Source organism: Litchfieldella qijiaojingensis (assembly GCF_014651875.1).
Lineage (GTDB): Bacteria > Pseudomonadota > Gammaproteobacteria > Pseudomonadales > Halomonadaceae > Litchfieldella > Litchfieldella qijiaojingensis.
On sequence record NZ_BMXS01000020.1, the window covers coordinates 68,779 to 82,172 of the forward strand.

Genomic DNA, 13,394 nt, shown 5'->3' on the forward strand with positions numbered 1-13,394 from the left:
CGACCATTAGAACCCCACGATTTTATCTGGTAGCCATGTGGCTGTGGCTGGGAAAGAAGCCACGATGGCGAGTGTCACCAACTGTGCCACGATGAAAGGAACGACACCGCGGCACATCTGCCCATAAGTGATGGAAGGCGGAGCTATCGACTTTAGATAGAATATGGAGGATGCCATAGGTGGCGTCAGGTAGCTTGTCTGTATCGTCACCAGTACCATGACAGCGAACCAGATAGGATCGATGCCGAGGCTTCTCACGACCGGGGTAAAGATAGGGACGCAAATCAAGACTATCGATGTCCAGTCCAAGACGAAGCCAAGAACGAAAGTCACCGCAAGGAAAAACAGGATCACACTCAGCTGTCCACCACCAAAGCTTTCGGCAATATCCGCCACCAACGTACCGCCACCATTAACGGCAAAGATACCGGTAAACATTGTCCCACCAGCGACGATCAACAGGATCATCGAGGTTATTCTCACCGTCATGGCAAGCGAGCCGTTCAGGGACCCGACACTCAACCCCTTATCCATCAAGGAAAGAATCAAGGCTCCCGCCACACCAACGGCGGCCGCCTCCGTCGGGGACGCGATACCGCCGAGCAAGGATCCCAATACGGCGATCATCAGCATAACAGGCGGGACCAAGGCCTTGAATGTTATTGCAAGCTTCTCCCTGACTGGGAGTGCGATTTCTTGCGAAGCGACCGCCGGTCCATCCTGCGGCCTGAGCATGCACCTTCCAAGCACATACATGGCGAACAGGGACAGCATGATCAAGCCGGGAAAGATGATGGCGGCGAACAATGCTCCTATGGAAAGCTGTGCCAGAGCAGCATATACGACAACAATGACTGTCGGTGGAATGATCGTTCCCAGAGAACCACCAGCGCAGATGGTCCCCGAAATCAAAGAATTATTATAACCATATGCTCGCATGGCAGGTATCGCCATCAGCCCGATCATTATCTCTACGGCACCGACCACTCCCGATGCTGCGGCAAAAATAGCTGCCATCGCGAGGGTCGTCAGTGAAAGCCCACCTGGAAGCTTTCCCAGCCACATCTGTATGGCATCAAACAGATTTTTCGCAATCCCCGACTTCTCCAGTATTGCCCCCATGAGAACGAACAAGGGTATAGAGGAAAGTATATAATTCGATGCAGCGCTATAAATACTTCCATACAACTGTTGAAACACCATCGGGCCAAAGGCGAACCAACCAGCGACCACAGATACAATGGCCAAGGAAAAAGCGATAGGAATGCCAAGAAATATCATCAAGAACAATCCAGGAAACATCAGGGCGGCTATTGTTATATCCATTACCGCTTCTCTCCCGAAGATTTTTCACCATAAATAAAACGAATGCCTTGCACTACGATCTGCAAGGAAAACAATGTCAGACCGAGCGCTATAGTTGAATAGAACGGCCACATTTTCGGAGCCCAAATGCTGACCGTTTCCACCTCGCCTGATACAAAAGCCCTATACGCCCGCCCCCAGCCATACCAGGCCATGAAAGACATGATGGGAGCGACCATCCCCAGATAGACAACGGCATTGATCGTTCGAGAGACACGAGCGGGGAACCGTTGGCTGAGAAAATCGACACGGACATGCCCATCTATCTTGGCAGTCCAGGCCACACCAAGCATGAATGCCGCCCCAGTTGTCATATATGACAAATCGAAGGCCCATATGGTGGATGCATTGAAAACATATCTTGCAACCACCTCATAGAGCATGGCCACCACAAGAACCAGAAACAGCACCCTGCTCACTAGAGATAAAAATATAGAGGACCTGTCGATCAGCTTTATTATCATATTTCCCCCATGGCCGGACAGGAGGCCTGACAAGGCCTCCTCCTCACGGAATGTCATTCTTTTATCAAGTAGTCACTTTCCGATATCCAGAGATCACGATAGGCCAAATAATCCTCGAGAATTTCCGCCATCATGGGTCTACCATTATCTGCCTCTTCCTGTGCCTTCTTCGTGATCCAGTCGCGACCGCTGTTACCGAGATCATCGACGAATTCACTTTCCAGCGTAATGACTTCATTTCTTCCCGACCGATATTCCACCATCGCTTCCCTATCATGACGATAGAAATAGCTAAGGCCTTCATAAGTCGTTAACTTTGCCGCTGCTTCCAGCAATGGTTTCAACTCATCTGGGAGTTGATCCCATGTTTCTTGCTTCACCACCACTTCCCATAGGAATGTCGGCTGGTGGACACCGGGAACCACGATGTACTTGGCAGCCTCATGAAAGCCTTCCGGCAAGTTGCCGGAGGGTGTTGCCCACTCAACGGCATCGACGCCCTTTCTCTGCAGTAACGTATAGGTATCACCGGGAGGAACAACGGTCGGCACTGCATTGTAATAGTCTTTCATGACTTCGGCCCAGGGACCGGAAGTTCTATATTTCAAACCTTCAAGGTCTTCTGCCCCTCTGATGGGCACATTCGAGTGCGCAAATATTTCGGAAGACCCAATACCTACGATGAGAGAATGCAGCCCTTCACTTTCGCGAAACTCTCTCAGCCTTTCCTGGCCACCCCCTTCATATATCCAATTGATATAGGCCTCCGGCCCCATCCCACCTGGGAACCCAGAAAATATGGCATTCACAGGATTCTGGTTCACTAGATAACTGGGCGTTGAATGACCAGCCTCTACGGTCCCTTCCTTGACCGCATCATAGACTTGCAAGGCAGGCACGATGACACCCGCTCCAAAAGGCCTGATGTCGACTCGACTCCCGGTGAGGGTGGCGACATTATCGGAAAATCTCTCCAAGAAGTTCTCGTAGTAGGGAGAGCCCGCAGGCACCGATGTTGGTACGCGCCACGTCACATCTGCCGCAACGGCATGTGCACTCATAACGGCTGCCGTCGCCAAGGCAGTCACCATTTTCATTGTTCTCATGCTGTTCACCTCTTTGTTTTTCTGTGTTCCACCAAGTGATGCCTGACCGCCCAAAAGCAGACAGACATATTGAGGACCGAGATATTCAATTCACATACCACACCGTCTTGGTCTGCACGTACTGCTCGAAGGCCTCCAGGCCGTTGTCGCGCCCGCCGAAGCCGGAGAGCTTATAGCCCCCAAATGGGGTGGTGATATCGCCTTCCGAGAAGCCGTTAACCGACACGGTGCCGGCACGAATGCCGAATGCCATGCGGTTGGCACGCTTGATGTCGGCGGTGTAGAGCGAGGCCGCCAACCCATAGGCGGTGTCGTTGGCGAGGCTCAGGGCTTCCTCTTCGGTGTCGAAGGGCGTCACCGCCAGGAGCGGGCCGAACACCTCTTCCTGGAACAGGCGCATGCCGGGGGTCACCTCGTCATAGATGGTGGGTTCGACGAACCAGCCGCTGCCCTGTGCGAGCGTCTGACCGCCATGCACCAACTGGGCACCTTCTTCCTTGGCGGATTCGAGGAAGCCACGCACCTTGTCGAAGTGCACCTGCTCGATCATGGGGCCGATACGCGTGGCGGGATCGGTGGGGTCACCAACCTTCCAGGCCGCGAGTCCGGCGACCAGTTTTTCGATCAGGGCGTCCTTGATGCTTCGCTCGACGATCAACCGGGAGCCGCAGCTACAGTTCTCGCCCATGTTCCAAAAGGCGGCGCTGAGCACGTCATCGACGATCGCCTCCAGATCCGGCACGTCGGCGAACACCACCTGAGGGCTCTTGCCGCCGCATTCGAGGACGATCTCCTTGAGATTGCTGCGTGCGGAATATTCGAGGAACTTGCGTCCGACCTCCGTGGAGCCGGTGAAGGAGACCACATCCACATCGGGATGCAGGCCCAGCGGCTGGCCGGTATCTTCACCGTGGCCTGTCACCAGCAACAGCGCCGATTCCGGCACCCCGGCCTCGTGGGCTAACTGCACCATGCGGTAGGCGCTCATCGAGGTCTGCTCCGCCGGCTTGACGATCACCGAGTTGCCGCTGGCCAGGGCGGGGCCGACCTTCCAAGCGAACATTTGGGCCGGGAAGTTCCAGGGCAGCACGGCGCCTACCACGCCGACGGGTTCCTTGACGATCAGGCCCAGGGCATCGCCACCGGTAGGGGCGACCTTGCCGTAGAGCTTGTCGACGGCTTCGGCATACCAGGCCAGGGTATTGACGGTTTCGGGAATATCGGTCTCACGGCATTCAGTGATCGGCTTGCCGCCATCGATGCAGTCCAACGCCGCCAGTTCCTCGGCGTGCTGCTCGAGCAAAGCCACCCAACGCAGCATTACCCGCTTGCGTTCCGCGGGCGCCAGCCGTGACCACTCGCCCTCAACGAAACCGGCGCGGGCCGCCCGCACAGCCGAAGCGACGACCTCGGCACTGCCCTGAGCCACTTGGCCGATTTCCGAGCCATCATGCGGCGCCAGGGTGGCGAAGCTCGGCTGCGCTTCCGGCTGCAGGCCGGGCACCAGATGACCGGCCCATAGTCTGCCTTCACGGGCACGCGTGAAGACTTGTTCCACCGTCAGGGGTTGAATACTCATCGTCACTCTCCCTTTTGCTTGATCTCGAAAGCGTCCAAGGCATCGAGGAATGCCTGGGCATTGTCTGCGGATAGTGGGCGCAGCGGCGGACGCACCTCACCGGCGTTGACGCCGTGGCGGCGGCAACCCAGCTTGGCCTTCTGGTTGTAATCGGCCGCTTCCATGTTCTGGATCGCCGGCAGCATGTCGCGCATCAGGTCGCGTACCTGATGCCAGTCTTCACGCTTGGCGGCCTCGAGCATGGTGACCTGCTCGGCCGGGAAGACGTTGGCGCCGCCGCTGATCCAGGAGCGGGCGCCCCAGAACAGATAGTCGGCGGCCTGATCGTCGGAGCCGCAGACGACCTGGAACTCCGGCCCGGCCATTTGCATCAGCGCCAGGGCGCGAGTGAAGTCGCCACTGCTCTCCTTGATGCCGATGATCCCTGGTATCCGCGCCAGGCTTGCGACGGTATCCAGTTCGAGGTTCACCCCGGTACGGGCGGGGAAGTTGTAGAGGATGATCGGCAGGTCCGTGGCCGCCGCCACGTCCCGGTAGTGCGCGATGACTTCTTCCTGGTTGGGCAGGCTATACGCCGGTGGCGCCAACATCAGTGCCTGATAGCCCAGCGCCTTGGCTTGCCCGGCACGCTCGATCGCCGCGGCAGTGGAGAGTGAGTTGATCCCGGCAATCGCCAGTGCCTGATCGCCCAGCGACTCGCGCACGGTACGCAGGACTGCCTCGCGCTCCTGCTCATCGAGGGCGTAGTACTCGCCGGTGGTGCCGCAAGCGACGATGCCGCGTACGCCGGCTTTCATGAATCGGGCGACCAATGCCCGTAGTCCTTCCAGATCCACTCGCTCTTGGGCGTCGAAGGGGGTGACGATAGGTACCAATACACCATCGAGTTGCATAGCGTTCGCTTCCATTGTTTTGGTGAGTGAGTCGCTCAGGAATTGGCCGTCGAGATCACGGCGATATCCGTTGCCGACCGCTCGCTGGTGGATGTCAGAGGGGTTGCTGAGACCATCATCAGGGGCTCTCCATCTCGCGTTCCGTTGATTGTATAAAATATATAATCTATGTTGGCAAGTATTGAAAACCGGCTTCCCGGTAGAATCACCACAAATCAAGAGGACGGCAGGCATATGAAACGAATCCGGGTTATCGACTCCCATACCGGCGGTGAGCCCACTCGACTGGTACTGGATGGCTTCCCTAACTTGGGGCAAGGCTCCATGGCCGAGCGCCTGGCAGCCTTGCGCGAGCGGCATGATCCCTGGCGCCGGGCATGCATGCTGGAGCCGCGTGGTCACGATGTGCTGGTTGGCGCCCTGCTCTGCCCCGCGGAAAGCGAAGGCGCCACCTGCGGCGTGATCTTCTTCAACAACACCGGTTATCTGGGCATGTGCGGCCATGGCACCATCGGTGTGGTGGCGTCACTGGCCTATCTCGGCAAGATCCAGCCCGGCCGGCACCTTATCGATACCCCGGTCGGCACGGTGGAAGCCACGCTACACGAGGATGGCGACGTGACGATCCGCAACGTGCCAGCCTACCGCTATCGCCAGGACGTACCCCTGGACGTACCGGGCCATGGCCGCGTGACGGGCGATATCGCCTGGGGTGGAAACTGGTTTTTCTTGATCGGAGAACATGGTCAGCGCGTCGCGTTGGACAACGTGGAGGGCCTGACCGACTACTGCTGGGCAGTGCGTCAGGAATTGGAAAGGACAGGGGTCACAGGCGAGGATGGTGGAATCATCGACCACATCGAGCTATTCGCCGAGGACCCGCAGGCGGACAGCCGCAACTTCGTGCTATGCCCGGGCAAGGCCTACGACCGCTCCCCTTGCGGCACCGGCACCAGTGCCAAGCTGGGCTGCCTGGCGGCGGACGGCAAACTGGCGCCCGGCCAAGTCTGGCGCCAGGCCAGCATCACCGGCAGCGAGTTCCAGGGATATTACGAAGCCGAAGGCGACAGGATCCGGCCCTACATTCGTGGCCGCGCCCATATCAGCGCCGAAGCCACACTGGTCATCGACCCAAGCGACCCATTCGCCTGGGGGATCGCCGACGCCTAGACTCACCGCCAGACCATCGATAGCTGACGTTGCGACTGACGGGTACCGTTTCAACGCTGCACGAAGGCGGAACGCATCGTCCCGCCTTCGCTGATCTCGCCCTTGAGATACTGCTCGGTGGTCAGCATGAACAAGCGCCGGAACAGCTCATGGATCGCCTCCTCGCGGCGCAACGTCAACAGCTCCTGGTCCTCCTCCGACAGTGCTGGATCCTGCCGTGGGTATTCCCATGCCAGACGCACCGCCCCGGATGACGCATCGCAGATCTGCAGCGTGGGATTGGTGCCCTTGAGTCCGGTGTTGATTCGATACGGCATGATGGCCTCCTTGCTTGATAGTCTTTGCAAATGACAATAATTATCATTTGCAAAGATACTATAGGAGCGATACGCCCAGGTGTCAAAGGAGAACCTGCGATGGCTGCGTCGCTTTCCCAACCTCAGCCACAGCTTCTATGTTGATAACGAGCCTCAACGCATTCCCTATGTGATCGATCCCGACCGCCGAGGCGTTCGAGCAGCGCGAAGACTAGGGCACTCCCAATTACCCCTTGATGCAGACGAGCGGCCTCAACTTGGCAACCTTGCGCGCCAGCCCCGCTTCCTCGGCACCGTCGACCACCGCATCGACATCCTTGTATGCCTGGGGCGCCTCCTCAGCGACCCCTCTGAGGGAGGGGCTGCGGACAATGATGCCGCGCTCGCGCAGCTCCTTCAGCAACCGCCCACCCTGCCAGCTCTTGTGCGCCTGGCGGCGGCTCATGGCACGTCCGGCCCCGTGACAGGCCGAGGCAAACGACGGCACGCGAGGATTGGCGTTACCGGCGAGCACGTACGAAGCCGTGCCCATGGAACCCCCGATCAGCACCGGTTGGCCAACAGCACGATACTCATCGGGGAGATCCGGGTGGCCGGGGCCGAAGGCACGAGTCGCTCCCTTACGATGCACGAAGAGCTTCCTGATCACGCCATCGAGCATATGTTCCTCGAGCTTGCACGTGTTGTGCGACACATCGTAGAGCAGCGTGAGATCGGCTTCGGGTAAGAGTTCGGCAAAGACCTGGCGTGCCAGGTGCGTGATGATCTGGCGGTTGGCCAGCGCGCAATTGCTGGCGGCACGCATGGCACCGAGATAGGCCTGCCCGGTGTCGGAGCGTAACGGTGCACAGGCGAGCTCCCGGTCCGGCAACTCGATGCCATGCCGGCGGGCGCTGGTCGCCATGGTCTTCAGATACTCGGTACCGATCTGGTGACCGAGGCCCCGCGAGCCACAGTGAATGAACACTACCACCTCGTGCTCGTCGAGCCCGTAGACACGGGCCGTCTCACGGTCGTGAATCTCGCTGACCTCCTGGACCTCGAGATAATGGTTGCCAGAGCCCAAGGTTCCCATCTCGTCCCGCTGACGCTTCTTGGCCCGGTCGGAAACGGCATCGGTCCGGGCATCGGCGATGCACCCCTGCCCCTCGATGTATTTCAGGTCATCGCGAGTGCCCCAGCCTTGTTCCACCGCCCACCTGGCGCCCCCGGTGAGCATCGCATCCATCTGCGCGCCGCCGAGGCGGATCGGGCCATGACTGCCGACGCCCACCGGAATCCGGCGAAACAGCGCATCGGCCAGGCGCTCGTTGAACGGCTCGACATCGCTACGCCGCAAACCAGTACGCAGACAGCGCACACCACAGGATATGTCGAAGCCCACGCCACCGGCGGAAACCACTCCGCCCTGATCGGCATCGAAGGCTGCCACGCCGCCGATCGGGAAGCCGTAGCCCCAATGCGCATCCGGCATGGCATAGGACGCCGAGACGATACCGGGCAGGCAGGCGACATTGACGACCTGGTCGCGGACTTTCTCGTCCATGGCCTGTATCAGCGCTTCCGTGGCATAGATGACCCCCGGCACCCGCATGTTGCCAGTCGGCTCGATACGCCACTCGAATTCCGAAACGCGGGTCAGGGCTGCAGTCTTCATGCTCACACCTCCCTGATTCCCAAAGTGATAAGGCTGCCGCCTCATTGGAAAGAACCTGAGAGAACGTGTTCCAGTGTTTCTCCGAAAAATCGCCGAGCGATGACCAAACCCTATACATCGACCACGCATTGCGCGCGCCATTCCCCCGGCCGGTCTTCACGCACTTCCAGCTCGGTATAGGTGGCCCCTTTGACCTCGATCGCTGGCTGATGACGAGCGACATCGACGGCCTCGCCACAGGCGCTACCAAGCAGCAGCGAGCCCTGGAGTTCGACCTTGAAGCGGCAGAACAGCATATGGCGGATCGCCATCTCATAGACGATCGCATTGAGCCAATCGACCAGCAGCAACTCCCGGTCGGGCGCCTCGCAGCGCACCTCAACGGTTTCAAGACAGCGTATCCCCGCCGGCTCGGCGATCACCGCCGTCAAGGCAACGGCCGCCTCCTCGAAGGCCCGCTCGAGCGTCTCGCCAACGCCCCGAACCCCGATATCGGCGCCATGATGGAAGTGTGACCACATACCGCTCCAGCGCCCCCAAGGCGCAAATGGCGGCGGAAGGTTTCTCTCCTATCAGTGAAGTCCAAGGGGGTGGGCAAGCTCAAGGAGCTTGAAGGCTCTTCCAACACTCGCAAACGCCACCTCATGTGTAGGAGCTGGCCGTGGCCGCGATGCAGAACCTCCCGGGAGCCATTGAAGTGGATTCCGAATACCAAGCTGCCTACCTGACAGCTAGGCCGACGCTCCCGAACTGTGGCACCTCGACTGCAAACGCCACCGCACTCGTAGGAGCTGGCCGTGGCCGCGATGAAGGGCTGCCGGGAGCCATTGAAGTGCGTTCCGGAGAGTAGGCTGCCTATGCAGCAAGCAGACATACCGACGCTCCCGAACTGTGGCACCTCGACTGCAAACGCCACCGCACTCGTAGGAGCTGGCCGTGGCCGCGATGAAGGGTTGCCGGGGCCATTGAAGTGGATTCCAAATACCAAGCAGCCTATGCGGCAGCTTTCAACCCCCACGCCTGAGGGGATCATTCGACTGATAGCAAAACGAAGCCTTCCCGCCTTCGGGCGGTGACTATTTTGCTTGTCCCAATTGAATCCTGTAACTATACAGTATACAGTTGAGATAGATAACAAGGCGCAGGGTCATTCATGGATGATAGTCAGCATCAAGCATAAAGGGCTTCAGGCTCTATATGAGAAAGGGACAACCAAGGGTGTACAGCAAGACCACGTCAAGAAACTACGCCGCATCCTGGCCAACCTGGATGAAGCGAAAGAACCGAAAGACATGGATTTTCCAGGGTACAAGTTGCACAGCCTGAAGGGCGACAGAGATGGGTTCTGGTCGGTTTGGGTCAGCGGGAATTGGCGGGTGACGTGGCGTTTCATAGGTGGCGATGTGGAGTTGGTGAATTACGAAGACTACCACTAGCCCCAAGAGGTCCACCTTGGCCAACATTGATACAGTGAGAGGTAATACAGTCATGGCCATGTTTAATCCGCCACACCCCGGCGAGATCTTGCGAGAGGATGTCATCGAGGCACTGGGTATGACCGTGAGCGAAGCCGCCCAGCATCTAGGACTAACCCGCGTTCAGTTGTCGCGCATACTCAACGAACGTGCCGGTATCAGCCCCGACCTAGCAGTGCGCCTGGAACGCGCCGGGATCAGCACGGCACGTCAGTGGATGGCCCTGCAGTCGGCCTATGAGCTGTGGCAGGCCGAGCAGCGCGAGCAGCCCGCCGTCAAACGGCTGGTCGCGACCACCTGAAGCAACTATACCACTCGTTTCTGCCCAACCGTCGCCTGTCGGTGGGGCTTTCTTTTGTCTGGGCTTCAGCACAAGTCGAACGGTGGCGTAGGCCGAACGGCGGTGCCGGCCGCTTCCACGTCGCGTTGTTTCTATCCTCGCGGCCCGGGCGGGCCGCAACGTGAGGTTGCTTGCGGCCATCGTCCTGGAGCCACTCGTTTCTATCCGCGCAACCCGAGCGGGCCGCGACATCCATTCAGCTGCTTCTTGCGTCGTCTTGAACTGGTTTCTATCCGCGCAGCCCGTGCGGGCTGCGACTCATGAACTGGCCACAGCAAATCGACTATTACGGCGTTCCTATCCACGCAGCCCATATGGGCTGCGACTCTCATTGATGTTGGCACCAGGCCTTGCGCTCATTTCTATCCACGCGGGCCGCGACAAACGCGTCACCTTTGTGATGGGCACGCAAATGGGGTTTCTATCCGCGCGGCCCGGGCGGGCCGCGACGAGGGTGTAAACCGACTCGGTAATCTTGTTCTGGTTGCTATCCACGCAGCCCTACAGGCTGCGACACGCCTGAGTCCAGAACTTCAACAATGGGAACCAGTTTCTATCCGCGCGGCCACACGGGCCACGACTGTCCGGGTGCCAGCTCTGCATCCGCAGCAGCATGTTTCTACCCACGCGACTGGGATGGACCGCGACATCCCGGCGTCCGCATGCTGGCCGGGACTTCATTGTTTCTATCCATGCAGCCGGGGCAAGCCGCGACCTCAGCGCGTAACCAGTCTGCGGGTTACTGTCGCATGTTTCTATCCATGCATCCCGGACAACGCCCATCACCGCCAGAAACACATACGGCGCGTTTCTACCCGCACGGGCCGCAACCATCGTCGGCTACCGTTTGGGTAGCGATGCCATCGTTTCAACCCGCACAGCCTGTGCGGGCTGCGACGTTCCTCGAGGAGGTGCTGTAAGCCATGGTAACTGTTTCTATCCGCGCAGCCCGGGCGGGCCGCGACACCTGGGCAAGCGCCGTCAGCTCGCCGCCGAGCTGGTTTCTATCCGCGCAGCCCGGGCGGGCTGCGACCTGTGGTGGGGATACCGCCCAAAGAGGGCCGGTGAGTTTCTACCCGCGCAGCCGGGGCGGGCTGCGACCATCGGCCAGCACCGTGGCGTCCCACACCTTCTCGTTTCTATCCGCGCAGCCTGGGCAGACCGCAACAATGCTGGCCAAAAGCACCGCATCCGCAATATCCTGTTTCTATCCGCGCGGCCGTGCAAGCCTCGACTCGTCATCCCCTAGGTAGTGGATGCCACCAGGAGTGTTTCTATCCGCGCAGCCCCTGCGGGTCGCGACTTCGGCTCGGCATTCTTCGCTGGATCGCCATTCCTCGTTTCTACCCACGTGGCTCATACAGGCCACGACTCCGGCCTGGAACTGCGAATGCTCGCGCACTTCATGTTTCTCCCACCGCAGACAGGAGGACTGCGACCTGAGCTTACGGCCCATCTTGCCGACACTGACCAGGTTTCTATCCGCGCAGTCCGTGCAGGCTGCGACCTGGCTCAGCCATGTGCGTGATTTCTCTGCCGTGTTGTTTCTACCCGCGCGGCCCGTGCGGGCTGCGACTAGGTGATTCGACTCTCGTGCTCTGGCTTCGGGAGTTTCTATCCACGCAGCCAGAACGGGCTGCGACTCGATACGACGACACAGCTCACCAATTCCAACCTGTTTCTATCCGCACAGCCTGTACAGGCTGTGACAGGGCCTCGCGCTGATCGTTGAGGACAAACTTGTCGTTTCTATCCACGCAGCCCGGGCGGGGTGCGACACTGGCGCTCGGTCTCCCCAAGATACTTGGAGTAGTTTCTATCCGCGCAGCCCGTGCGGGCCACAACCTCCGCGCACCTGCCGGACGACCGACTGCCTGGAAGTTTCTATCCGCACGGCCATGCTAGCTGCGACAACCGCGTCACCTTTGTGATGGGCACGCAAATGGGGTTTCTATCCGCACGGTCCGTACAGGCCGCGACAACTGGGGATCTTGCTCGCGCGACGTTTCGTGGCGGTTTCTATCCGCGCAGCCCAGTCGGGCTGCGACCAGGGCGTCGCGGGCTTCCTTGAACCGCTGGGCATCGTTTCTATCCTCGCGGCCCGGGCGGGCCGCGACGACCGGCAACAACATCAACCTGCGCGACAGCGTGTTTCTACCCGCACAGCATCTCAGCTAGCATCGAGCCGCGCCCGTTTCTATCCTCGCGGCCTGTGCAGGTCACGACTCGATGACTTTGCGCTCGGCTACATTGTGACCGATGTTTCTATCCGCGCGACCTGTGCGGGCCAAGACCCTCTATGACAACGCACAAAACCTCGACGAACTGGTATTTCTATCCACCAGCCCGTGCAGCCGCGACATGTACTCGTTCGGACCCAGCACACCGTTGTTGTAGTTTCTATTCGCGCAGTCCGGGCAGGCTGCGACCTTGAAGCGTTCGCGGCAACGGGCGCCTTGGTAGTAGTTTCTATCCACGCAGCCATGAGGGCTGCGACACGCTTCATGCCAACGGTCACGTACTAGGCGACATTGTTTCTACCCGTGCAACCGTGCGGGCTGCGACCTTCTTCTTCAAGCGCTTCGCCGCCCTCTTCCGCTCGTTTCTATCCGCGCGGCCCGGGCGGGCCGCGACGTTCTGGTCCAGGGTCTGCCGGGCGAAAGCGTCCCGTTTCTATCCGCGCAGCCGTGCGGGCTGCGACGGGCGTTGGCGAAACGGCGCCATGCCTTCCTAGAGTTTCTATCCGCGCAGCCGTGCGGGCTGCGACTCAAGGGGGAGCGCCAACGCAAACAACAACGCGCGGTTTCTATCCGCGCGGCCCGGGCGGGCCGCGACCAGCTGCATGACCGCACCATTGTCAATCAGCGTCTGTTTCTATCCGCGCGGCCCGGGCGGGCCGCGACTCATGCGCCACAGCCAAATGGGCGCCGTCAGGACTGTTTCTATCCGCGCGGCCCGGGCGGGCCGCGACGTTACATAGCAGACTGCCTGGCATCCATGGTATTGTTTCTATCCGCGCGGCCCGGGC

The 13,394-nt window shown here is 59.7% G+C and carries 11 protein-coding genes; 3 read left to right on the forward strand and 8 right to left on the reverse strand.

Annotation, left to right across the window (positions count from 1 at the left end):
• Positions 1 to 6: 6 nt before the first annotated feature.
• The 5 genes from IE093_RS16875 to dapA form a co-directional block, all read right to left on the reverse strand.
• Positions 7 to 1,326: a TRAP transporter large permease gene (locus IE093_RS16875; protein WP_189471229.1), complete on the reverse strand. Its 1,320-nt coding sequence runs from the start codon at positions 1,324 to 1,326 to the stop codon at positions 7 to 9.
• Positions 1,326 to 1,862, reverse strand: coding sequence for a TRAP transporter small permease subunit (locus IE093_RS16880; protein WP_229803683.1), 537 nt, complete (start codon positions 1,860 to 1,862; stop codon positions 1,326 to 1,328). Before IE093_RS16880 ends, IE093_RS16875 begins: the two co-directional genes overlap by 1 nt.
• Before the next feature lie 20 nt (positions 1,863 to 1,882).
• A complete protein-coding gene (gene dctP / locus IE093_RS16885) occupies positions 1,883 to 2,935 on the reverse strand; it encodes a TRAP transporter substrate-binding protein DctP (protein WP_189471230.1) in 1,053 nt (350 codons plus the stop codon).
• Between the two features lie 85 nt (positions 2,936 to 3,020).
• On the reverse strand, positions 3,021 to 4,514 hold the full coding sequence (locus IE093_RS16890) for an aldehyde dehydrogenase (RefSeq protein WP_189471232.1): 1,494 nt from the start codon (positions 4,512 to 4,514) through the stop codon (positions 3,021 to 3,023).
• Between the two features lie 2 nt (positions 4,515 to 4,516).
• Positions 4,517 to 5,407: a 4-hydroxy-tetrahydrodipicolinate synthase gene (dapA, locus tag IE093_RS16895; protein ID WP_189471234.1), complete on the reverse strand. Its 891-nt coding sequence runs from the start codon at positions 5,405 to 5,407 to the stop codon at positions 4,517 to 4,519.
• Between the two features lie 234 nt (positions 5,408 to 5,641).
• Here dapA and IE093_RS16900 point away from each other — a divergent pair, with 234 nt between their 5' ends.
• On the forward strand, positions 5,642 to 6,577 hold the full coding sequence (locus IE093_RS16900) for a 4-hydroxyproline epimerase (protein WP_189471236.1): 936 nt from the start codon (positions 5,642 to 5,644) through the stop codon (positions 6,575 to 6,577).
• A 50-nt stretch (positions 6,578 to 6,627) separates the two neighbouring features.
• On the opposite strand, the gene IE093_RS16905 is transcribed toward IE093_RS16900, so the two are convergent.
• The 3 genes from IE093_RS16905 to IE093_RS16915 form a co-directional block, all read right to left on the reverse strand.
• Entirely contained in the window at positions 6,628 to 6,894 is a 267-nt protein-coding gene (locus IE093_RS16905) for a hypothetical protein (protein ID WP_189471238.1), read from the reverse strand.
• Positions 6,895 to 7,120: 226 nt separating this feature from the next.
• On the reverse strand, positions 7,121 to 8,551 hold the full coding sequence (locus IE093_RS16910; RefSeq protein ID WP_189471240.1) for an RtcB family protein: 1,431 nt from the start codon (positions 8,549 to 8,551) through the stop codon (positions 7,121 to 7,123).
• Between the two features lie 110 nt (positions 8,552 to 8,661).
• Positions 8,662 to 9,072 carry an archease gene (locus IE093_RS16915; RefSeq protein WP_189471242.1) on the reverse strand — a complete coding sequence of 137 codons (411 nt, stop codon included), beginning with the start codon at positions 9,070 to 9,072 and terminating at the stop codon, positions 8,662 to 8,664.
• Positions 9,073 to 9,708: 636 nt separating this feature from the next.
• On the opposite strand from IE093_RS16915, the gene IE093_RS16920 reads away from it, so the two are divergent.
• Both IE093_RS16920 and IE093_RS16925 read left to right on the forward strand, forming a co-directional pair.
• Positions 9,709 to 9,987 (forward strand): type II toxin-antitoxin system RelE/ParE family toxin, encoded by a 279-nt coding sequence (locus IE093_RS16920; protein WP_189471244.1) that lies wholly within the window; start codon positions 9,709 to 9,711, stop codon positions 9,985 to 9,987.
• Between the two features lie 52 nt (positions 9,988 to 10,039).
• On the forward strand, positions 10,040 to 10,327 hold the full coding sequence (locus tag IE093_RS16925) for a HigA family addiction module antitoxin (protein ID WP_189471246.1): 288 nt from the start codon (positions 10,040 to 10,042) through the stop codon (positions 10,325 to 10,327).
• Positions 10,328 to 13,394: the final 3,067 nt, after the last annotated feature.

What these genes read in the sequence shown, in the direction of transcription:
- IE093_RS16875 (WP_189471229.1), bottom strand. Translation starts at nt 1,326, where the DNA reads ATGGATATAACAATAGCCGCCCTGATGTTTCCTGGATTGTTCTTGATG.
- dctP (WP_189471230.1), bottom strand. Translation starts at nt 2,935, where the DNA reads ATGAGAACAATGAAAATGGTGACTGCCTTGGCGACGGCAGCCGTTATG.
- IE093_RS16890 (WP_189471232.1), bottom strand. Translation starts at nt 4,514, where the DNA reads ATGAGTATTCAACCCCTGACGGTGGAACAAGTCTTCACGCGTGCCCGT.
- dapA (WP_189471234.1), bottom strand. Translation starts at nt 5,407, where the DNA reads ATGCAACTCGATGGTGTATTGGTACCTATCGTCACCCCCTTCGACGCC.
- IE093_RS16900 (WP_189471236.1), top strand. Translation starts at nt 5,642, where the DNA reads ATGAAACGAATCCGGGTTATCGACTCCCATACCGGCGGTGAGCCCACT.
- IE093_RS16905 (WP_189471238.1), bottom strand. Translation starts at nt 6,894, where the DNA reads ATGCCGTATCGAATCAACACCGGACTCAAGGGCACCAATCCCACGCTG.
- IE093_RS16910 (WP_189471240.1), bottom strand. Translation starts at nt 8,551, where the DNA reads ATGAAGACTGCAGCCCTGACCCGCGTTTCGGAATTCGAGTGGCGTATC.
- IE093_RS16915 (WP_189471242.1), bottom strand. Translation starts at nt 9,072, where the DNA reads ATGTGGTCACACTTCCATCATGGCGCCGATATCGGGGTTCGGGGCGTT.
- IE093_RS16920 (WP_189471244.1), top strand. Translation starts at nt 9,709, where the DNA reads ATGATAGTCAGCATCAAGCATAAAGGGCTTCAGGCTCTATATGAGAAA.
- IE093_RS16925 (WP_189471246.1), top strand. Translation starts at nt 10,040, where the DNA reads ATGGCCATGTTTAATCCGCCACACCCCGGCGAGATCTTGCGAGAGGAT.